The sequence below is a fragment of the Marmoricola sp. URHA0025 HA25 genome, assembly GCF_054059435.1.
On record NZ_JBSSCD010000001.1, the window covers coordinates 338,687 to 358,050 of the forward strand.

Consider the following 19,364-nt stretch of genomic DNA (forward strand, 5'->3'; position numbering starts at 1 on the left):
GGCCCCGGGCCCCCACCCGAACCGACCTGGAGCAACCGGATGATGTCCAGATCACGTACGCCGAGCCGCCGCGTGGCGCTGGTGCTCGCTGCCCTGGCGCTGGCCACCGCGCCGCTGGGGCTCCTGCCCGCCGGCAGCCGGCTCAGCAGCGCCACTGCAGCGGAGTCGGGCGGGCACACCGTCCCGGCGCCGAACGCCGGCGAGCACGCCACCGTGACGGTCAGCAAGGTCGACAACCTGGTCAACGAGACGGTCGACGTGTCGTGGGGTGGGTTCGACCCGAGCTCGGCGACCCGGCTCTACAACAGCGCGGGGTTCGACCAGTCGACCACGAAGCCGGTGCGGGTCTACGAGTGCCGCGGGGTGGACCCGGTCTCCTCGAGCGAGTGCTACGGAGCGCCCGGTTACCGCGGGACCCCGGCGGTGCCCGCGTTCACCTACCCTGGCCAGCAGAACGCCTTCAACGCCACGCCCGACGGACCGCCGAACTGGCAGGACACCGTGACCGGTCCTGACGGATCCGGTGAGGTGACGCTGCAGGTCTTCACCAAACGAGAGTCCGCAGCACTCGGCTGCGACGTCGACTCTCCCTGCACCATCGTCGTCGTCCCCAACTACGGCAAGCCCGACACCGGCTTCGAGGCCACCGAGGAGTCGCTCGACGCCGTGTGGGCGTGGGACCGGCGCACGGTCGTGCCGCTGCACTTCCTGCCCACTGCCGACAGCTGCCCGGTCGACGGCGACTCCGTCGACGTGGAGGGCAGCCCGTTCGCCGCACGGCTGCTGGCCAGCTGGCGGGCCCGGACCTGCGTGCTCCCCGCCGACCCGGTCCGCCTGGACTACACCGCGATCGGCGAGCCGCAGACGCGTGAGGACACGGCGGGCGGTGCCAACGACACCGGCCTGACCATCGAGCCGCTCGCGAAGAAGGCGGTCGAGCCGGGCTCGCTCGCCTACGCACCGGTCGCGGCGACGTCACTGGTGGTGGCCTACCAGATCGACGACGCCCACGGGCGTCCCGTGCGCGAGCTGAACCTGAACGCCAGGCTGGTCGCCAAGCTCGTCACGGCGTCGTACCGCACCGGCGGCAACGACGCGGTCTCCGGCAACCCGTTCAACCTCTTCAGCGATCCCGAGTTCCTCGCCCTCAACCCGGGCGTGGACTGGCCCGACGGAGCTCCGGGCAACCACCCGCTCCTGCTCGGTGACCTCTCCGACAGCACGGTCGCCCTGACCCGCTGGCTGCAGGCCGATCCCGACGCACGGTCGTTCCTGGCGGGTACCCCCGACCCCTGGGGCATGAGGGTCAACGACAACTACCGCGGGATCGCGCTGCCCTTCGGCGCGTTCCCCGTCCTCGACGAGCACCAGTCGAACAACTTCGAGCCCGTTCAGGAGCTCGACGCCCTGGCGCGAAAGCTGTCCATCGCGCAGTTCCCGGGAGCGATCACCACGTTCGAGAACGGAGTGCCCGTCGTCTCCAAGCCCCCGCGACAGAATCCCGGTAGCCGTGAGGTCATCGGGATCATCGACGCTGCCTCTGCTGCAGACTTCCGGTTGTCTGCGGCACGGCTGCTGAACGCGGGCGGGGCCTTCGTCGGGCCCGACCCAGCAGGGGTGCTCGCTGGCATCCAGCACTCCGTGGTCGGGCCCGACAAGGTCACCCGGCAGGTCGACCTCACCGACAAGACGCCGACCATCTACCCACTGAGCCTGTTGATCACCTCGGCCACCTCGCTGAAGGCCGAGAAGCCCGTCCGCGACGCCGTGAGCAAGTTCCTCGACTACGCCGCCGGCGCCGGCCAGCAACCGGGTGACGAGGTCGGCCAGCTCCCCGGCGGCTACGTCCCGCTACCGCCCGCGCTGGTCAAGCAGATCCGCACGGCCCAGTCCCGACTGGCGGTCGGCTACGTGGCCCCGAAGAAGAAGGCCGCCACGGCCAAGCCGTCCACCACGGGTGCCGGCGCCTCCGCCCCGGCCGTAGCCCCGCCCGCAGCCGCCCCGCCCGCAGCCGCCCCTCCTGCTGCCCTCCCGGTCGCGGACGCCGTGGCGCTCCAGTCCGCCCGCCTCGGCCCCCAGGCCGCCGGGCGCCGCCTGCTCGCGCTGCCGCTGCTCCTCGCGCTGGGCATCCTCGCCGCCCTGGCCGGACCCTTGCTCGTCGTGGCGCGCAGGTTCGGGCGTGCTCCGGGCTGGGTGCACCGGTGACGGCGGCGACGACGACCCGTCCTGATCCAGTGGCGGTCGCCGGCACGACGGCGCCGCGGCCCGGTGAGCGTCGGGTCATGCGGATGAGCAGTCTGGTCGCGTGGACGCTCACGGCGCTCGGTGCCGTGCTGCTGTTGTTCGTCGCCTTCCTGCTCGTCGGGAGCCGCGTCCAGGCCAACCGGACCCAGGACGTCCTGTACGGGAAGCTCGCCAACCAGCTCGAGCAGGCCACCGCCCCCGTCTCCGGCACCATCGAGCCGGGGACGCCCGTCGCCGTCCTGCGCGTCGACCGGCTCGGTCTCCGCCAGGTCGTCGTGCAGGGCGCTTCGGCGGCCCAGACCGCGATCGGCCCCGGCCTGCGCAGCGACTCGGTGCTGCCCGGCCAGGCCGGCGTCTCGGTCGTGGTGGGCCGCCGGACTACGTACGGCGCACCCTTTCGCCACCTCGACCGGCTGCGGCGGGGTGACCAGCTCCAGGTGACGACCGGACAGGGGCATTGGACCTACGTGGTCGACCTCGTGCGGCATAGCGACGACCCCGCCGCCTCGGTGGCCGTCGTGCCGGCACGGCTGACCCTGGTGACCTCCGACCCCGCGTTCTCGCCTGATCGGCAGCTCCTGGTCTCCGCGGTGCTCCGCGGGACGCCCCAGGCGCGGTCGACCACGACGCTGCCCCGGTTCGGCGAGCGTCCCGGTGAGCACGCGCTGGGGAGTGCGGTGAGCCTGCTGCTCTGGGCCCAGCTCCTCCTCGCGGTCGTCTTCGTCGCGACCCGGCTCACCCTGCGGTTCCCGAAGGGCGCCGTGTGGATCGGCGCCGCTCCCGTCCTGCTCGCCGTGCTCTGGAATGTGTTCGAGAGCGTGTCCGACTTCCTCCCCACCACCCTGTGAGGCTGCCATGACCACTTCGCTCATCGACACGCACGTGCTCGCGCCGGTGTCCCTCCGTCCGGGCGGCCTGGTCGCGCGCGGGGTGCACGCGTGGTTCGGCGACCACCACGTCCTCGCCGACGTCGACCTGGAGATGCGCTCGGGAGAGGTGACCGCCCTCATCGGGCCCTCGGGGTGTGGCAAGTCGACGTTCCTGCGGATCCTCAACCGCATGCACGAGCTGGTACCGGGCGCGTCGCTCGCCGGGCAGGTCCTCCTCGACGGCCAGGACATCTACGACCTCGACCTGCGGCCGATCCAGAGCCGGCGCAAGATCGGGATGGTCTTCCAGAAGGCGAACCCGTTCCCCACGATGTCGATCCACGACAACGTCCTCTCCGGGCTCAAGCTGGCCGGCCAGAAGTCCCCGGACCCGGGCGGTCTGGTGGAGCACTGCCTGCGCAGCGCCGGGCTGTGGGACGAGGTGAAGAACCGCCTCGGTGCTCCTGGCGGCTCCCTGTCCGGCGGCCAGCAGCAACGGCTCTGCATCGCGCGCGCCCTGGCAGTGGAGCCGGAGGTGCTGCTGATGGACGAGCCCTGCTCCGCCCTGGACCCGACCTCGACCAGGCGGGTCGAGGAGACCATCTCCGCCATCTCGCACGAGGTGACCATCGTGATCGTCACCCACAACATGCAGCAGGCCGCACGAGTCTCGGACCGGTGCGCGTTCTTCCTCTCCGCCGAGGGCGAGCCCGGCCACATCGTCGAGCAGGGTCCCACCGCGACGATCTTCGACGCACCGACCGACGAGCGCACCGCCGACTACGTGCACGGGCGGTTCGGATGACCGCCGTGCTCGAGGAGCCGCGCACCGAGGTCGAGCGCCGCGACGTCTCCGCGCGGCCGACCGGCTCCGACCGGGCGTTCCTGGCGACCGTCCGCACGTCCGCGGTCTCCACGCTGCTCGTCATGGGCCTGATCGGTCTGTTCCTCACCCTCGGTGCGTGGCCGGCCCTGCACGAGGCGGGTCCGCGGTTCTTCACCGAGCACCGGTGGCTGCCCGAGACCGGGCACTTCGGCATCGCGTCCCTGCTGTGGGGGACGGTGCTCATCGGCCTGTTCGCGCTGACCGTGGCGGTGCCGCTCGGCTTCGGGGCCGCGCTGTTCATCAGCGAGTACGCCCCGCGTGCCCTGCGGAAGCCACTGGTCACCCTGGTCGACCTGATGGCCGCGGTCCCCGCGGTGATCTACGCGATGTGGGGCTTCTTCTGGCTCCAGCCGCACCTCCTCCCCGTCGCGCAGTGGCTCTCGGTCCACCTCGGTCCGGCCCTCCCGTTCCTGCGCGTCAGCGAGCCGGACACGCTGTCCTCCTACACGTCGTCCGCGTTCATCGCAGGAGTGGCGGTCGGGGTGGTGGTGCTGCCCACCATCACCTCGGTCACCCGGGAGGTGTTCTCGCAGACGCCGGTCAGCGAGCGCGAGGGCGCGATCGCCCTCGGCGCGACGCGCTGGGGAATGATCCGCACCGTCGTGCTGCCTTTCGGCCGTGCCGGGATGGTCGGAGCCACCATGCTGGGCCTGGGTCGCGCCCTCGGCGAGACCATCGTGGTGTTCCTGATCATCTCGCCGGTCTTCACGTTCACCACGAAGCCGTTGCAGAGCGGCACGAACTCGATCGCTCCGCACATCGCCGCGCGCTACTCGGAGTCCGGCGGGATCGCGCTGGCGGCGCTGCTCGGCGCCGGCCTTGGTCCTCTTCGTCTTCACCCTGCTGATCAACACGCTCGCGCGGATCGTCGTACGACGGTCCCGCTCGGGCTCGGCGACGGAGATCTGATGAGCACGACCACACCGACGAAGGTCCGCGTCCGGGCCGTGGGTGGCGAGCTCTGGCTGCACCTGGGGTCGGCCGCGCTCGGCGCGCTGGCGCTCGACTGGATGCTCTACGAGCGGGTGCTGCCCTTCCACGGCGGGCTGGGGTTCTGGCTGCTCTGGTACGGCCTCTTCCTCGTGCTGTACGCCGTCGCGAGCAGCACCGAGCTCGACCGCGTGGGGGTGACCGATCGGGTGGCGGGAGCACTCGTCGCGACGGCCGGCCTCACGCTCGTCGCGGCTCTCGGCTGCATCGTCCTGTTCACCTTCGTGCGCGGACGGACTGCGCTCGGGCACCTGAACTTCTTCACCCAGACCACCGCGTTCATCGGCCCCGACGCGGCGCTCGACCAGGGCGGGATCCTCGCGGCCATCGTCGGCACCCTCGAGCAGGTAGCGATCTCGGTCGTCGTCAGCGTGCCGCTGGGGATCGGCACAGCGGTCTACCTCAACGAGGCGCGAGGCCGACTGGCCCAGACCGTGCGCACGGTGGTGGAGGCGATGAGCGCGATCCCGACGATCGTCGCCGGCCTGTTCATCTACTCGATGCTGATCCTGAGGTTCGGCTTCGAGCGAAGCGGCCTGGCGGCGGCACTCGCGCTGAGCGTCAGCATGATCCCCGTCGTCACGACGACTGCCGAGGTGGTGCTGCGACTGGTCCCGCACGGGCTGCGCGAGGCGTCCCTGGCGCTGGGCAGCACCCAGTGGCAGACCGTGAAGGGCGTCGTGCTCCCGACCGCTCGATCGGGCCTGGTGACCGCGGTCCTGCTGGGCGTCGCCCGGGTGATCGGGGAGACGTCGCCGGTGCTGCTGGTGGCCGGATCGACCAACGAGCTGAACTTCGATCCGACTCACGGTCCCCAGGTCTCGCTGCCGCTCTTCGTCTTCCAGCAGGCGCGGCTGCCGCTCGACCAGGCGATCGCCCGGGCGTTCGGCGCCGGAGTGGTGCTGCTCGTGCTGGTCGTCGTCCTCTTCAGCCTGGCCCGCGCCATCGGCGGCCGATCGCCGGGCCACGTCAGTCCCCGCCGTCTCCGGCGGCTCAACCGGGCACTCGCCCGACCTGAAAGCGAGCTCGTGCGATGAACTTCAAGGCGCTCCTCAGGGGCATCCTGGCACTCGGCTTCGTGGCGGCCGTCGCGGCCGTACCGACCGCCGGTCCGGCGCACGCCGACAGCTTCGTGCCGATCTCGGGCGCAGGCTCGACGTGGTCGCAGGTGGCGGTCGACGCCTGGCGCGCCGACGTCCGGGCGAGCGGCATCGTGGTGAACTTCGCGGGCACCGGGTCGACCGACGGCCGGGCACAGTTCATCCAGTCGACGGTGGACTTCGCCAACACGGAGATCCCGTTCCAGAACCCGCCGGAGCCGGGCCAGCAGGCCGAGGTGCCGACCCGGAAGTACGCCTACCTGCCGATCGTCGCCGGCGGCACGTCGTTCATGTACAACCTCACCGTGGGTGGCCAGCGGGTGCGCGACCTCCGGTTGTCGGGCACGACGCTGGCGAAGATCTTCACCGGCCAGATCTCCAACTGGAACGACCCCCTGATCACCAAGGACTACGGCAAGCAGCTGCCGAGCACCCCGATCATCCCGGTGGTGCGCTCGGACGGCGCCGGCGCGTCCGCACAGTTCGCCCTCTACATGCGCGGCCAGGCACCGGACGTCTACTGCCCCTTCATCCGGTCCAAGCTGGGCCTGAGCGGGACCGCGTGCCCGAGCGTGTCGTTCTACCCGGCGTTCGGGAACTCCAAGGCGCAGGTCGGCTCGAACGGCGTGGCCAACTACGTCTCCGCCAGCTACGGCCAGGGTGCGATCGGCTACGTCGAGTACGCCTACGCGAAGCGGATCAACTTCCCGGTGGCGAGCCTGCTGAACAAGGCCGGGTACTTCGCCCAGCCGACCGCGGGCAACGTCGCCGTCGCCCTGACGCAGGCCAAGATCAACGCCGACCTGACCCAGAACCTCGACTCGGTCTACACCAACCCGGACCCGCGGGCCTATCCGATGTCGAGCTACAGCTACATGGTCGTGCCAACCTCGACCGACGAGCCGTTCAACACCGACAAGGGCAAGACGCTGTCGACGTTCGTCAACTACTTCCTCTGCACCGGGCAGCAGAAGGCCGACAAGCTGGGCTACTCGCCACTCCCGAAGAACCTGGTGCTCGCGGGCTTCGACCAGGTACGCCGGATCCCCGGGTACGTCGAGCCGCCGCCCATCTCGCAGTGCAACAACCCGGCGCTTCAGATCCTCCAGACCGCACCGCAGCCGGATCCCTGCAGCAAGGTCGGGGCCACCTGCACGGGCAAGCCGGGCGCTTCGACCAAGCCGGGCGCGAACGCTGCCGGGACACCGACGACGGCAACCGGCGCGCCCGCCGCGGCCGGGCCGGCACAGGTGAGCGACCCCACCGGCGTGGGAGCCGCCACCGACACCGGACCACCAGCGGCCGGGGCAGCCTCGGACGCGTCGGCGACGGCGGCTACCGCCGTTCCGGTCTCGATGGTCGCCGAGCGGGAGGCCGCCTCCCACAACGGCATCCTCTATGCGCTCTCGGCGCTCCTGCTCGCGCTGGTCGTCCTGCTCCCACCGCTGCTCGTCCATCGCGGCCGCCGAGGGTGAGGCCGCCCCGAAGGTGGGTCAGCGGTAGTTGGTGAACTGCACCGCGAAGTCGTAGTCCTGGCCCTTGACCAGGGCGATGACCTCCTGCAGGTCGTCGCGCTTCTTGCTGGACACCCGCAGCTCGTCGCCCTGGACCTGGACCTTGACGCCCTTGGGGCCCCCGTCGCGGATCAGCTTGCCCACCCTCTTGGCGTCGTCCGAGCTGATCCCCTCCTTGAGGTTCACGGTGATCTTCGACTCGCGGCCCGACTGCCGCGGCTCGGAGGCGTCCAGGATCTTCAGCGACTGCTGGCGCTTGATCAGCTTCTCCTTGAACACGTCGAGGACCGCACTGGCCCGGTCGTCGGCGTTCGCCGAGATCTCGATCACCTGGTCGCCCGACCACTTGATCTCGGCGCCCGTGCCCTTGAAGTCGTAGCGCTGGGCGAGCTCGCGCGCCGCCTGGGAGAGCGCGTTGTCGACTTCCTGGCGGTCGATCTTGCTCACGATGTCGAACGACGAGTCGGCCATGCCGGCGTACCTCCTGTGCGATTTATCCCTGCCCCGGGTGCTGCGCTATCCTCAGCAGCGCTGTTCACCCTAACGGGCATGCAGCACCGGCAGGTTGCCCGAGCGGCCAATGGGAGCGGACTGTAAATCCGTCGGAGTATTCCTTCGCAGGTTCGAATCCTGCACCTGCCACCAGTGGAGCGCCGGTCGACCGGTTGCTAGGCCTCTTTCCGGTTGCGGAGGCCGTAACCGGCGACGTACGCCGTGAGGCCCCGGTGGCCGTGGCGCATCATCAAGGTGTGGTTGCCGCGGAACGCCGGACGTGCCACCGGCGCCAGCCGGCGCAGGGAGGCCTTCATCACCTCGACCTCCTCCTCGAACACTGCCTCGGTGCCCGCACCTGAGCCGGTGATCGTCCAGCGCGAGAAGCCGGTCAGGTCACCCAGCATGCTTGCCTCGAGCACCCCGGCGACCGGGTCACGCCTCTGTTGGGTGGTGACGAAGACGAGGTCGTAGGGCAGGAAGGAGCGGCAGGTCAGCTCGTAGGTGTCCTCTCCGCGAGGCTCGGCACGACGGACCTCCGGCCACCAGGAGGGGTAGTCGGCCAGCTCCGCCAGCGCGGCGTACACGTCGCTCGGGGGCGCGCCGAGCCGCCAGGTGCTGCGGAATGTGTACCGGTTGCCCACGGTCGGGCTATCCGTTCCACCCGAGCGGGGCGGCCGCACCCTCGTTGTCGTCGTGCTTGCCGCAGCGCACGCACGTGAGGTACGGCTGGCCCGAGTCGTTCACGCGCTTGGACCACTTGTGCATACCGATGCGGCACAGCAAGTGCTTGGCCATCTGGCCAGCGTGGACCTGCCCACCCCGGGGCACAAGGTCTGCACGTCAACGGAGTAGACCGGTGGTGGCTGTGCGCTGCCACACCTAGTCGTCGCGCAGCGTCCGCGGGAGGCCGAAGCTGGCCAGCACGCCGGGCTGGAAGTGCACGATGTCGCTCACCTGGTCGCCGGCCAGCGTCAGCACGAGGATGCCGAGCGAGTGCCAGACACCGGTTGCCGGGTCAGCGGTGTACGTCGCCAGGGCCGGCTGGCCGTTCGCGCGGGTGTGCACCGATCGCAGCTCGCGCCGTCCGGCGACGTGGGTGACCTCGAAGAACCGGCGCGCCGCGTCGCGGCCGTGGTACTCGAAGGGCATCGGCGGCATCGAGATCCAGGCGTCGTCGGTGAGCATCTCGACCATGGCGTCGACGTCGCTCCTGGTGAACGCGTCGACGAAGCGCTCGATGAGCCGCGCCTCCTCCGGGGAGTTCGGCGGCGGGGGAGCGGCGTGCTCGCGTCGTGTGCCGAGGTGCTCCGAGAGCGTCGCACGGGCGCGCTTGAGCGCGCTGGTCACCGAGCTCTCGGTGACGTCGAGCATCGAGGCAACCTCGCCGGCCCGGTAGCCGAGCACGTCGCGCAGGATCAGCACCGCGCGCTGGCGGGGAGGCAGCAGCTGCAGCGCGGCCACGAAAGCGAGCGAGGTCGCCTCGCGCGTCTCGACGACGGCGTCCGGCCCGGGCGCGCGGTCGGTGAGCTCGTCGAGCAGCACGTCGGGGTAGGGCTGCAGCCAGAAGACCTCGTTGTGCCGGCTCGGCTCGGGCGGCTCCATCCCGCGGACGGTCATCGTGACCTCCGGCGGCCGGCGACCCTCCGAGCGGAGGGCGTCGAGGCAGCGGTTCGTCGCCACCCGGTAGAGCCAGGTCCGCACCGACGACCGGCCCTCGAAGCCGCCGAACCCCTGCCAGGCCGACAGCAGGGTCTCCTGCAGCGCGTCCTCAGCGTCCTGGACGGACCCCAGGATGCGGTAGCAGTGCACCTGCAGCTCGCGACGGTGCGGTTCGACCAGCTCCGCGAACGCGTCGGTGTCACCATCGCGCGCCCGCTCCACCAGTGCGCTCAGCTCCGAGTCCATTGCTCCACCTTGTCATCACCTCTCGACACCGGCCCTTCGCCGTACGCCGGAGCCGCACACAGCTCCCGCTACCCGTACTGACGCCGGCACGGCCGGAAACTGGGCGGTGATCGGCCGCCCAGTTTCGTGCGGGTCCCGCGCCTACTCCAACAGATGCCCATTGCAACGGCTTTGAAGGAGAAGAGATGAGCACCGAGACCGAATCCCGGCGACCACTGGTCGTCCTGCTCACCGCGGTCGCGTACTTCATGACGACCCTCGACGCACTCGTGGTGGTGACCGCGCTGCCGTCGATCCACGAGGACCTCGGCGGCAGCGTCGCAGCGCTGCAGTGGACGGTGAACGCCTACAGCCTGGCCTTCGCGACCGGCATCATCACCGCATCGGTGCTCGGCGACCGGCTCGGCCGGCGCCGGGTCTATCGCGTCGGCCTGGCGGTGTTCACCCTCGCCTCGGTCGCGTGCGCACTGGCGCCCACGCTGCCGGCCCTGGTCGCCTTCCGCACCGTGCAGGGCCTGGGCGCGGCGATCGTGATGCCCCTGGGCATGACGCTGCTGACCGCGGTGTTCCCGGCCGAGAAGCGCGGCGTCGCGGTGGGCCTGTGGGGAGGCATCGCGGGCCTCGGCGTCGCGGCCGGTCCGCTGATCGGCGGTGCGGTCACCCAGGGGCTGGACTGGCACTGGGTCTTCTGGGTCAACGTGCCGGTCGGTGTCGCCGCCTGGGTCGGCTCCCGGTTCGTCCTCGCCGAGAGCCGCGGAGCGGACGCCGGGCTCGACATCCCCGGCATGGTCCTGGTCGCGGCCGGCATCGGCTCGCTCGTGTGGGGCCTCGTGCAGGGGCCGGACGCAGGCTGGTCGGCTGCGCGAACGGTCGTCGCGCTGGCCGCCGGAGTGGTGCTGCTCGTGGGGTTCCTCGTCTGGGAGTCACGGACGTCGACGCCGATGGTGCCGCTCGCGCTCTTCGGGCACGGCACGTTCGCCGCCGCGGCTGCGACCTGCCTGATGATGACCGGGTCCGTCTACTCCATGGCGTTCCTCACCAGCGAGTTCTTCCAGCTCGGTCGGGGGAACGACCCGCTCGGCACCGGCCTGCGGTTCCTGCCGTGGACGGCCACCCCGCTGCTCGTCGCCCCGGTCGCGGGGATCCTCTTCGACAGGATCGGCGCCCGCCGTCTCGCCGTACCGGGCCTGCTGATGCAGTCCGCCGGGTTCCTCTGGATCATGAAGCTCGCGGGGGAGGACGCGAGCTACGCGCAGTACGTCGCGCCCTTCATCCTGGCCGGCGTCGGGATCTCGATGGTGCTGCCCAGCGTCCCGGCTGCAGGCCTGAACGCGGTGCCACCGGAGTTCCTCGGCCGAGCGAGCGGCGTGCTGAACACGCTGCAGCAGGTCGGTGCCGTGGTCGGGATCGCCGCGGTGACCGTCGCCTTCGACGCACGGGGCTCGCTCGCCTCGCCCGCGCAGGTGACCAGCGGGTACCGCGCCGCGGTCCTGGTCACGGTCTCCCTCTCCACGATCGGCGCGCTGATCGCCCTGAGGCTGCGCCGACCGTCCGCACCCGCGGTCGGCGAGGTGGAGCCGATCGCCGTCGCCCTTCCCGAGGCAGCTGCCTGAGACGTTCGGCGGACCGCGCCGACCGACCCGCAACACCAACGAAGAGGAGAAGCACGATGACCACCTACGTACTGGCCTTCCGCGGACAGCCCGGCCGACCGGCGCCGGAGGGCGCGGAGGAGAAGTGGGGCGCCTGGTTCGGCGAGCTCGGCTCGGCGATCGCCGACCCCGGCAGCCGGGTGGGCCCCGTGGCCACGCTGACCGCGCCCGACCACGGTGACCCGGCGACCGCCGTGCTCACCGGCTACATGACGGTGACGGCGGACGACCTCGAGGCGGCCGCGAGCCTCGCCCGTGGCTGCCCGGGACTGGAGCACGACATCTCCGTCGAGGTGGCCGAGCTGCTCGAGGCCTGACGCCTCGCCCTGCGGCGGCCCGGTCCCGGGCCGCCGCACCCGGGCGCTGGGCCGCCTCGGATCGCCGGACCTGACATGGTTGCCTCGTGACCACCGGATCTTCGCGCGACCGGGCAGCTGCCCTCCTCGCCCTGCACGAGGGCCCCGGCTTCGTGCTCCCCAACGCCTGGGATGCCGGCTCCGCCCGCATCCTCGAGCAGGTCGGCTTCCCGGCCCTCGCCACCACCAGCGCCGGGATCGCCTGGTCGTGCGGCCTCCCGGACGGGGGGCCACTGGATCGCGACACGATGCTCCGGCACGTGGACCGCATCGTGGCCGCCGTCAGCGTGCCGGTGACCGCGGACCTCGAAGCCGGGTACGGCGACACCGCGGACGAGGTCGGCCGCACGGTCGCCATGGCCGTCGAGCTGGGCGTCGTCGGCGCCAACCTCGAGGACGCCGGCCCGGACGGGCTCTACGGGATCGAGGAGGCGGCCGACCGGATCGCGGCCGCCCGAGCCGTGGCACCCAGCGGCACGTTCGTGCTGAACGCCCGCACCGACACCTACTTCGCCGGCACCGGCGGGGACGTCTTCGCCGAGACCGTCGCGCGGGCGGTCCGGTACGTCGAAGCCGGGGCCGACTGCGTCTTCGTGCCCGGGGTCGTCGAGTCGGACACCATTCGCCGGCTCGCGGACGCGATCCCCGGGCCGCTCAACGTGGTGGCCGGGCTGGCCAACACCATCGACGCGCGCACCCTCTTCACGCTCGGCGTCAAGCGGGTCAGCCTGGGTGGAAGCCTCGCCCGCGCCGCGTTCAGCATGCTCGAGGACGCCGGCCGGGAGCTGCTCGACTCCGGGACCCTCGGCTTCCTCGACGGTGCGATCGGCTACGCCGAGCTCCAGCGACGCTTCGAATCCTGACCGCCGTCGTCAGCGCTGAGGCCGACGCCGACCTCGATGCCGTTGCAGTCCGGGTCCTCGACGTAGGCCGAGTAGAACCCGAACTCCGGACGCTCTCGCGGCGGGTCGAGCGACGTCGCGCCGGCAGCCATGGCCGCACGGTAGAAGTCGTCCACGGCTGCGCGATCGGCGGCCACGAAGGCGACATGGGCCCGCTCGTGGAACGCGATCGGCGGTCCGTAGAAGCCGAACTGCCCATCACCCTCCCCGGCGTACTCGACGCGGCCGAAGGCGTCGACCGAGCCCGACAGGCCCAGCACGCCGAGGGCCGCGTCGTAGAAGGTGCGTGCTCTCTCCACGTCCGTGACGTTCGTGGTCACGTGATCGATCCGGCCCGGGCCGGTGATGTCGTCCACCGACGCGCCGTACCCCGGCCGCCGCCGTACGAATCCGGCCCGTGGACGCTCGGGGCTAGGCCGCGCCGCCGGGGCGCAGCCCGAGGCGGATGCCGCGAGCCATCGCGAGCGCGAGGGCCGGACCCAGGTCGCCGGCCCTGCGGGCCAGCCGCGGCACCAGCTGGCCCAGCACCCCACGGGTGTCGTCCACCGGCCGGGTGCACTCGGTCGTGGGCGCACGGAAGGTGAGCCCCCGGTCGTGGAGCAACGCGGCGAAGTGCGCGGCGATCGCCCGGTGGCCGAGCTCCGAGGGACGCAACCGGTCGCCGGTCCAGAACCGCGGCTCGTACACCCCCGGCAGCTCCGAGAGGTCCAGGCGGATGCCCCCGTAGCGGTCGTGGACCTCGTCGAGGATCTCGTTGAGCTCCTCGAGCCGGCTGCTCATCAGCCTGGCGAGGGGTCGCGGCAGGCGCATCACCCGTGCGTGGTCGTGGAAGCGGACCGTCATCAGGATCGCGCCGCGCGAGGTGAGCGCCGCGGCCGACATCAGCAGCGCGGTCCGCAGGGCGACGACGTCCCAGGACGACCGCATGGTGTCGTGGAGGCCGACGATCAGGGAGGCGAGGTCCGCGCGGTGGCGGAGGGCCTCGGGCAGCTGGGTCTCCCACACGTCGCGGGCGGTCGCCCCCGGAGCCGCGAGGTTGCAGAAGGACACGTCGTGGGAGCCGGCGATCGCCTCGGCCAGGATCGCTGCCCAGGCACGGGGAGCGCCCTCGTCGTCGGCGTCGCTCGTGCCGCTGGTGGCGGCGTCGCCCAGCGAGGCGAAACGGACGTAGAACCGCTCGGACCCGGTTCGCGACGGCTGCGCTCGTGGCGACCCGAGGGGATCGGTGTGCTCGGAGCGCTCGGTGTGCTCGGTGTGCTCGGACAACGGGAACGACCTCGACTCAGGCGACCGGGTCGAGGATGGCGCCGTCCGGCAGGATGATCCCGCCGTCGTCGAACAGGATCACCCCGTTGCACAGCAGGCACCAGCCCTGCTCGGGATGCGGTGCGACGACGTGGGCAGACGAGGCCTCGCTCGTGTCGGCCGCGGGGCAGTAGGGCTGGTGTGCGCACATCGGTCTCACCTCCAGGTGCGTGCGGTCTGCCGGTCGGGGCAGGGTCAGTAAGGCAGCGTGCGACCCGAGGGGGTCCGCGTGTCGATCTCGGGCCGCGGCTTCGCCGGCCTGGGCTTGACGATCAGGATCTGCTTCATCGCGCGCCTCAGTCCTGGTCGTCCGTGTCGAGTCCGTGCTTGTCGGCGACCCACGACCCGTTGGCCGCCAGGTGCACCGTGCCGCCCCAGGTTGCTGACTCCCAGTCGATCATGGTCTCCACACCCTTCCGGTCGTGAGCTGATCTGACCTCAACAGTGCGCCGCCGGACCTTGTAGAAACATCCGGAGGAATACCCCCTTCGGTACGCATTCGGGTCGCCGTATCGGCGCACGCGGGGTCCAGGGGCAGGAGTGCGGCCCGCCGGTCGGGGTACCGGGCGCGGTGGGTCCGGACCGACCCGACCCTGGAGGTGACCGGAATGACGCACACCCATGACCACCACGTCGAACGGCGCGACGACACTGTTGTGACCGACGGGACCAACGAGGCCTATGACAAGTTCGGGGGCGGGAACGCCGGCGCGGCGTTCTTCGGCTGGCTGGTCGCACTGGCCGTCGCCGTGCTGCTGTCCGGCATCATCGGCGCGGTGGCCGCGGCCATCGGGAACGCCCAGGACGTCACCCAGTCCGACGCGGAGCGTGATGCGGGGACGATCGGCGTGGCCGCCGCGATCGCGCTGGTCGCCGTGCTGGTGATCGGCTACTACGCGGGCGGGTACGTCGCCGGGCGGATGTCCCGCTTCGACGGTGCCCGCCAGGGCTTCCTCGTATGGATCCTCGGGCTCGTCATCACCGTGGTCGCGGTGGCGCTGGGCTGGGTCTTCGGGCACCAGTACAACGTCTTCGACAGGGTCGACCTGCCGCGCATCCCGATCCCGCACGACCAGATCACGACCGGCGGAGTCGTGACCGCCGCCGCCGTCCTCGTCGGCACGTTGATCGCCGCCGTCGCCGGAGGCACCGTCGGCCGGCACTACCACGCGCGCGTCGACCGGTACGCCGCTCGCAGCGAGCTCGTCGACGAGACGTAGGTCGTCCGCGGCCACCCGGTGTTCGGCAGGGGCCTGCCCCCGGGTGATCGAGCGCGACCCAGCCCCGGGTGGTCGAGCAGCGAGCGCCAGCGAGCGACCAGTCGAGACCCGCAACCACCGGGTGGTCGAGCAGCGAGCGTGAGCGAGCGATCAGTCGAGACCCCGCAACCACCGGGTGGTCGAGCAGCGAGCGATGAGTCGAGACCCGGAACCACCGGGTGGTCGAGCAGCGAGCGCCAGCGAGCGATCAGTCGAGACCCCAGCCACCGGGTGGTCGAGCAGCGAGCGTCAGCGAGCGATCAGTCGAGACCTGGTGAGGGTTTCGACAGGCTCAACCACCGGGGTCGACCATCCGGGCGGCCGGTTGATGTCCACACCCTCCTCTGATGGGCGGTTGTGCACAGGCGGCGAATTGGTCCTCGCTTGTGCAGGTGACTCCGGGTGGACTGGGTGCCATGACCAGCACACCAGCCCCGGCGCGGGTGCACCCGATCGTCGGGTTCACCCACGCGCTGGCCGGTGCGTTGGACAAGGTGCTGGTCCACGACCCGGTCTTCCTGACCACCGAGGACAAGCGGTCGGTGCTGGTCGACCTGGCCCGCCAACAAGCCCGGCTGGAGGCGTTGGCGTTGAAGGTGCTCGCCGCAGCCGACCTCGACGACGTCGGCGCCCAGTCCGGTGCGACCTCGACCGGTGCCTGGCTCTCGCACACGACCCTGGCCGACCGGGCCGAGGCCGCTGGACGGGTCACGCTCGCCCGAACCCTGGAGGAGCAGCATCCGGACACCGCGGCTGGGTTGGCGGCGGGCGACTACTCGAGCGCGCATGCGGCGGTGATCACCCGTGCGTTGGCCGACCTGCCGACCGATCTCGACCCTGACCTCGTGGTCTCTGCGGAGAAGACGATGCTCGAGGAAGCCGGGCATCTGACCCCCAAGCAGCTGCGGATCGTGGGCCGACACCTCCTGGAGGTGGTCGCTCCCGAGGCCGCCGAAGCCAGAGACCAGGACCGGTGGGACCGCCAGGACGCAGCCGCCTACGCCAACGCCCGGCTCACGACCCGGTCGCTGGGAGACGGCACCAGCCAGGGCTGGTTCCGGCTACCGGACCTGCAGCTCGCGATCCTGACCACCGCACTGGAGGCGATCATCGCCCCCCGCAAGCACACCAAACCCGAACCCGACCCGATCACCGGACGCCTGCCCGACCACGCCACGTTGATGGGCCAAGGGCTCTGTGAGCTCCTCGAGCACCTCCCGGTCCACCGGCTCGGTGAGCACGGTGGGCTCGCAGCCACCGTGGTCATCACCCTCGACCACCACACCCTGAAGACCGGGCTCGGGTCAGCTGCCTTGGTCGACGGCACCCCGGTCTCACCCGGCCAGGCCCGCCGGCTGGCGTGCGGTGCCGGGATCATCCCCGCGGTCCTGGGTGGCGCCTCGGGGGTCTTGGACCTGGGTCGTGAGCAACGGCTGTTCAACAAGGCCCAACGCGTCGCAATGGTGCTGCGCGACAAAGGCTGCCGCGCCGAAGACTGTGACCGGCCCCCGGCCTGGACCGAGGCCCACCACCTCACCAAACCCTGGTCCGAGGGCGGCAAGACAAACCTCGCCGACGGGATCCTGCTCTGCGGCCACCACCACCGCCTGGCCCACCACCCCGACTACACCCACCAACGACTCCCCAACGGCGACCTGCGCTACCACCGACGAACCTGAAGCGGCTCACACTCCGCCGCCCGGATCTGCCGATGAGCCGACCATTCCGCGCAGGGTCTGGTCCTTCGACCGCGCGCGTGGTCCGCCTACGCTGCGCGGATGGCACGCCAGAATCTGAGCCCCGGCGGGACTGTGGTGGTCGCATGGGTCCTGTCAGCAGGCGTGTTCGCCCTCGGTTGCCTTCCGTTGAGACTGGCGGTCACAAACGACTACCCGTGGGGCTTCGCGGCGGGGCTGACCTCGTGCTTCTGGGCGCTCGCGGTATGGAACGTGCGAACGCTGCCACGCGACTCGGGGACTCCGACTGGTCGCTGGCTGGCTGTCGTCTCGGCGCTCTGCTTGACCACCGGCGTGGTGGGGGCGTGGTCCTCCGACGTCGGCACGGCAGCAGTCCTGGTAGTGATCGGATGTGCCGGTCTCGTTGCCTTCTGGAGGGGATCGCGCCGCCGGCCGTAGCACTAGAGGGCTTCCGCTGATCCACAGACGGGCCCGACAGTGGCGCTGCTTCGGATCGGGTACCCCCGGACGCTCGGACGCCGCACTTGACCCGACAACTGCGCACCGATGAGTTTCCGACCGGGGCCCAGTCTCAATGTGCAGGTCGAGGCCGATCGCCCGACCCACCAAGCCAACTGGAGGACTCGATGCGCAAGCTGATCCTGGGGTTCTACGTCTCACTCGACGGCAAGAGCGCCGACGGGGACAACGGGATCCGTGACGTGATGATGGGGATCGACGACGCCGAGCAGGAGTCGTACTTCGTCGAGCGACTGTGGGAGGCGGGCGCCTTCCTGATGGGTCGGAAGACCTGGGAGATCATGGCCGGCTACTGGCCCACGTCGGACCACCCGTCGGCCAGGGCCATGAACGAGATCCCGAAGGTCGTCTTCTCCCGCACGCTCGAGAACGCCGATCAGTGGCCCGACACCCGCATCGCCAGCGGCGACACGGCAGAGGAGATCGCGAAGCTCAAGGCCGAGCCCGGCAAGGACCTCGTCGCCGCGGGCGGCACGGAGTTCATGCACTCGCTGATCAAGCTCGGCGTGGTCGACGAGTACCGGCTGTGGGTGCTGCCGGCGATCACCGGCAGGGGCGCGCCGCTGGTCCCCGAGCTGGATGAAGCCTTGCAGCTGCGCCTGGTGAAGAGCACGGCCTTCAAGAGCGGAGTGCTCGAGCTGATCTACGTCCCGTCGGGACACGTGACCGGACCGGGCTAACGTGTCGGCATGGCCGACGCCTGGCTGTCCGACACGCGCGCGTCGTACGACACAGATGCCTCCGGGTACGCCGACAAGGTGCGCGGACTGCTCGACGGCATGCCGTACCTCCGCGCGAGCCTGAACGTTTTCGCCGAGCTGGTGGGCGACGCCGGGCCCGTCGCCGACGTGGGCTGCGGACCGGGGTACGTCACCGGCTACCTGCGCGACAGCGGCGTGGACGTGTTCGGCATCGACCTGTCGCCGGAGATGATCGCGATCGCGCGGCACGACTATCCCGACCTGCGCTTCGAGGTCGGGACGATGACCGACCTGGACCTCCCGGACGACTCGGTGGCGGGCATCGTCGCGTTCTGGTCGGTGATCCACGTGCCCGACCACGCCGTTCCCGGCGTGTTCGAGGAGTTCCGTCGGGTCTTGCGACCGCAGGGCGTGGTGCTGGTCGGGTTCCACGTCGGAGACGAGACGCGGCACACGTCCGAGGGCTACACGGGTCGTCCGATCAGCGTCGACGGCCACCATCGGCGGCCGAGCACGATCATGGGCTGGCTCCGCGAGGCGGGGTTCACGATCGAGGCCGAGCAGGTGATCCGCCCGGACGACGACGTCCCGGGAGCGGTCGTCTTCGCCCGCAGCGACGGCTGATCGCGGCAGACGCTCAGTCCTTCGCGGTGCTGGCCGGCGGGCCGTACACGAGGTCGACGTAGTCCGGGTGGTGGTCGATCCAGCCCTTGATGAACGGGCACAGCGGCAGCACCCGGTGGGTGCCGTCGGCGCGTACGTCGTCCAGGGCGAACCGGGCCAGCGCGGACCCGATCCCGTGGCCCTCGTACGCCGGCTCGACCTCGGTGTGCGTGAACACGACGAGCTCGCCGGTGAGCTGGAAGACGGCCACGCCGGCGAGCGCCCCGTCGACGTGCGCCTCGTAGCGGGACCTCTCGGCGTTCTTGCTGACCTGCGTCATACGAGGAGACTACGGAGCGCCTCCACA

Annotated in this window: 20 protein-coding genes and 1 tRNA gene; 13 read left to right on the forward strand and 8 right to left on the reverse strand. The window is 71.0% G+C overall.

The features are described from left to right. Nucleotides 1-42 precede the first annotated feature (42 nt). The 5 genes from ACVW00_RS01535 (at nt 43) to ACVW00_RS01555 (ending at nt 7,564) form a co-directional block, all read left to right on the forward strand. A complete protein-coding gene (locus tag ACVW00_RS01535) occupies nt 43-2,205 on the forward strand; it encodes a hypothetical protein (RefSeq protein WP_457109142.1) in 2,163 nt (720 codons plus the stop codon). Between the two features lie 77 nt (nt 2,206-2,282). Next, nucleotides 2,283-3,092, forward strand: coding sequence for a sortase domain-containing protein (locus ACVW00_RS01540; RefSeq protein ID WP_457109143.1), 810 nt, complete (start codon nt 2,283-2,285; stop codon nt 3,090-3,092). Between the two features lie 7 nt (nt 3,093-3,099). After that, nucleotides 3,100-3,918 (forward strand): phosphate ABC transporter ATP-binding protein, encoded by an 819-nt coding sequence (locus ACVW00_RS01545; protein ID WP_457109144.1) that lies wholly within the window; start codon nt 3,100-3,102, stop codon nt 3,916-3,918. Continuing rightward, nucleotides 3,915-6,026, forward strand: a complete 2,112-nt coding sequence (pstC, locus tag ACVW00_RS01550; RefSeq protein WP_457109145.1) for a phosphate ABC transporter permease subunit PstC — start codon at nt 3,915-3,917, stop codon at nt 6,024-6,026. Before ACVW00_RS01545 ends, pstC begins: the two co-directional genes overlap by 4 nt. Continuing rightward, nucleotides 6,023-7,564: a phosphate ABC transporter substrate-binding protein PstS gene (locus tag ACVW00_RS01555; RefSeq protein WP_457109146.1), complete on the forward strand. Its 1,542-nt coding sequence runs from the start codon at nt 6,023-6,025 to the stop codon at nt 7,562-7,564. Before pstC ends, ACVW00_RS01555 begins: the two co-directional genes overlap by 4 nt. 18 nt (nt 7,565-7,582) lie before the next feature. Here the strand turns inward: ACVW00_RS01555 and ACVW00_RS01560 are convergent, their stop codons facing one another. After that, on the reverse strand, nt 7,583-8,074 hold the full coding sequence (locus tag ACVW00_RS01560) for a YajQ family cyclic di-GMP-binding protein (protein WP_457109147.1): 492 nt from the start codon (nt 8,072-8,074) through the stop codon (nt 7,583-7,585). Between the two features lie 88 nt (nt 8,075-8,162). Here ACVW00_RS01560 and ACVW00_RS01565 point away from each other — a divergent pair. Beyond that, a tRNA-Tyr gene (locus tag ACVW00_RS01565) sits at nt 8,163-8,248 on the forward strand. 23 nt (nt 8,249-8,271) lie between these two features. On the opposite strand, the gene ACVW00_RS01570 is transcribed toward ACVW00_RS01565, so the two are convergent. From ACVW00_RS01570 to ACVW00_RS01580, 3 genes are all read right to left on the reverse strand, one after another. Next, nucleotides 8,272-8,739, reverse strand: coding sequence for an SRPBCC family protein (locus ACVW00_RS01570; protein WP_457109148.1), 468 nt, complete (start codon nt 8,737-8,739; stop codon nt 8,272-8,274). A 7-nt stretch (nt 8,740-8,746) separates the two neighbouring features. Continuing rightward, on the reverse strand, nt 8,747-8,893 hold the full coding sequence (locus ACVW00_RS01575) for a hypothetical protein (protein WP_457109149.1): 147 nt from the start codon (nt 8,891-8,893) through the stop codon (nt 8,747-8,749). 84 nt (nt 8,894-8,977) lie between these two features. Beyond that, nucleotides 8,978-10,003: a sigma-70 family RNA polymerase sigma factor gene (locus ACVW00_RS01580; RefSeq protein WP_457109150.1), complete on the reverse strand. Its 1,026-nt coding sequence runs from the start codon at nt 10,001-10,003 to the stop codon at nt 8,978-8,980. A 185-nt stretch (nt 10,004-10,188) separates the two neighbouring features. On the opposite strand from ACVW00_RS01580, the gene ACVW00_RS01585 reads away from it, so the two are divergent. From ACVW00_RS01585 to ACVW00_RS01595, 3 genes are all read left to right on the forward strand, one after another. Next, nucleotides 10,189-11,616, forward strand: coding sequence for a DHA2 family efflux MFS transporter permease subunit (locus ACVW00_RS01585; protein ID WP_457109151.1), 1,428 nt, complete (start codon nt 10,189-10,191; stop codon nt 11,614-11,616). A 56-nt stretch (nt 11,617-11,672) separates the two neighbouring features. Continuing rightward, nucleotides 11,673-11,972, forward strand: coding sequence for a hypothetical protein (locus ACVW00_RS01590; RefSeq protein WP_457109152.1), 300 nt, complete (start codon nt 11,673-11,675; stop codon nt 11,970-11,972). A gap of 86 nt (nt 11,973-12,058) precedes the next feature. Further along, nucleotides 12,059-12,874 carry an isocitrate lyase/PEP mutase family protein gene (locus tag ACVW00_RS01595; RefSeq protein ID WP_457109153.1) on the forward strand — a complete coding sequence of 272 codons (816 nt, stop codon included), beginning with the start codon at nt 12,059-12,061 and terminating at the stop codon, nt 12,872-12,874. On the opposite strand, the gene ACVW00_RS01600 is transcribed toward ACVW00_RS01595, so the two are convergent. Genes ACVW00_RS01600 through ACVW00_RS01610 form a run of 3 tightly spaced genes read right to left on the reverse strand, consistent with a single transcriptional unit; the run spans nt 12,841 to nt 14,369 of the window. Then, nucleotides 12,841-13,269, reverse strand: coding sequence for a VOC family protein (locus ACVW00_RS01600; RefSeq protein ID WP_457109154.1), 429 nt, complete (start codon nt 13,267-13,269; stop codon nt 12,841-12,843). The genes ACVW00_RS01595 and ACVW00_RS01600 overlap by 34 nt on opposite strands. A 55-nt stretch (nt 13,270-13,324) precedes the next feature. Continuing rightward, the gene (locus ACVW00_RS01605; protein ID WP_457109155.1) at nt 13,325-14,179 is read right to left on the reverse strand and encodes an SGNH/GDSL hydrolase family protein; all 855 of its coding nucleotides are present in this window, start codon (nt 14,177-14,179) and stop codon (nt 13,325-13,327) included. A 16-nt stretch (nt 14,180-14,195) separates the two neighbouring features. Then, complete coding sequence (locus tag ACVW00_RS01610) at nt 14,196-14,369, reverse strand: DUF5999 family protein (protein ID WP_457109156.1); 174 nt, start codon at nt 14,367-14,369, stop codon at nt 14,196-14,198. A 457-nt stretch (nt 14,370-14,826) separates the two neighbouring features. On the opposite strand from ACVW00_RS01610, the gene ACVW00_RS01615 reads away from it, so the two are divergent. The 4 genes from ACVW00_RS01615 (at nt 14,827) to ACVW00_RS01630 (ending at nt 19,018) form a co-directional block, all read left to right on the forward strand. Continuing rightward, nucleotides 14,827-15,438, forward strand: a complete 612-nt coding sequence (locus tag ACVW00_RS01615) for a hypothetical protein (RefSeq protein ID WP_457109157.1) — start codon at nt 14,827-14,829, stop codon at nt 15,436-15,438. Nucleotides 15,439-15,893: 455 nt separating this feature from the next. Continuing rightward, complete coding sequence (locus ACVW00_RS01620; protein WP_457109158.1) at nt 15,894-17,156, forward strand: DUF222 domain-containing protein; 1,263 nt, start codon at nt 15,894-15,896, stop codon at nt 17,154-17,156. 644 nt (nt 17,157-17,800) lie between these two features. Continuing rightward, the gene (locus tag ACVW00_RS01625) at nt 17,801-18,373 is read left to right on the forward strand and encodes a dihydrofolate reductase family protein (RefSeq protein WP_457109159.1); all 573 of its coding nucleotides are present in this window, start codon (nt 17,801-17,803) and stop codon (nt 18,371-18,373) included. 9 nt (nt 18,374-18,382) lie between these two features. After that, a complete protein-coding gene (locus ACVW00_RS01630; RefSeq protein ID WP_457109160.1) occupies nt 18,383-19,018 on the forward strand; it encodes a class I SAM-dependent methyltransferase in 636 nt (211 codons plus the stop codon). Nucleotides 19,019-19,031: 13 nt separating this feature from the next. Here the strand turns inward: ACVW00_RS01630 and ACVW00_RS01635 are convergent, their stop codons facing one another. Further along, the gene (locus tag ACVW00_RS01635) at nt 19,032-19,337 is read right to left on the reverse strand and encodes a GNAT family N-acetyltransferase (RefSeq protein WP_457109161.1); all 306 of its coding nucleotides are present in this window, start codon (nt 19,335-19,337) and stop codon (nt 19,032-19,034) included. Nucleotides 19,338-19,364: the final 27 nt, after the last annotated feature.

Bases quoted from the DNA above. Each gene is read 5' to 3' on its own strand.
- ACVW00_RS01535 (WP_457109142.1), top strand. From the start codon at position 43: ATGTCCAGATCACGTACGCCGAGCCGCCGCGTGGCGCTGGTGCTCGCT.
- ACVW00_RS01545 (WP_457109144.1), top strand. From the start codon at position 3,100: ATGACCACTTCGCTCATCGACACGCACGTGCTCGCGCCGGTGTCCCTC.
- ACVW00_RS01575 (WP_457109149.1), bottom strand. From the start codon at position 8,893: ATGGCCAAGCACTTGCTGTGCCGCATCGGTATGCACAAGTGGTCCAAG.
- ACVW00_RS01540 (WP_457109143.1), top strand. From the start codon at position 2,283: ATGCGGATGAGCAGTCTGGTCGCGTGGACGCTCACGGCGCTCGGTGCC.
- ACVW00_RS01635 (WP_457109161.1), bottom strand. From the start codon at position 19,337: ATGACGCAGGTCAGCAAGAACGCCGAGAGGTCCCGCTACGAGGCGCAC.
- ACVW00_RS01615 (WP_457109157.1), top strand. From the start codon at position 14,827: ATGACGCACACCCATGACCACCACGTCGAACGGCGCGACGACACTGTT.
- ACVW00_RS01585 (WP_457109151.1), top strand. From the start codon at position 10,189: ATGAGCACCGAGACCGAATCCCGGCGACCACTGGTCGTCCTGCTCACC.
- ACVW00_RS01620 (WP_457109158.1), top strand. From the start codon at position 15,894: ATGACCAGCACACCAGCCCCGGCGCGGGTGCACCCGATCGTCGGGTTC.
- ACVW00_RS01630 (WP_457109160.1), top strand. From the start codon at position 18,383: ATGGCCGACGCCTGGCTGTCCGACACGCGCGCGTCGTACGACACAGAT.
- ACVW00_RS01625 (WP_457109159.1), top strand. From the start codon at position 17,801: ATGCGCAAGCTGATCCTGGGGTTCTACGTCTCACTCGACGGCAAGAGC.
- ACVW00_RS01560 (WP_457109147.1), bottom strand. From the start codon at position 8,074: ATGGCCGACTCGTCGTTCGACATCGTGAGCAAGATCGACCGCCAGGAA.
- ACVW00_RS01580 (WP_457109150.1), bottom strand. From the start codon at position 10,003: ATGGACTCGGAGCTGAGCGCACTGGTGGAGCGGGCGCGCGATGGTGAC.
- ACVW00_RS01610 (WP_457109156.1), bottom strand. From the start codon at position 14,369: ATGTGCGCACACCAGCCCTACTGCCCCGCGGCCGACACGAGCGAGGCC.
- pstC (WP_457109145.1), top strand. From the start codon at position 3,915: ATGACCGCCGTGCTCGAGGAGCCGCGCACCGAGGTCGAGCGCCGCGAC.
- ACVW00_RS01555 (WP_457109146.1), top strand. From the start codon at position 6,023: ATGAACTTCAAGGCGCTCCTCAGGGGCATCCTGGCACTCGGCTTCGTG.
- ACVW00_RS01590 (WP_457109152.1), top strand. From the start codon at position 11,673: ATGACCACCTACGTACTGGCCTTCCGCGGACAGCCCGGCCGACCGGCG.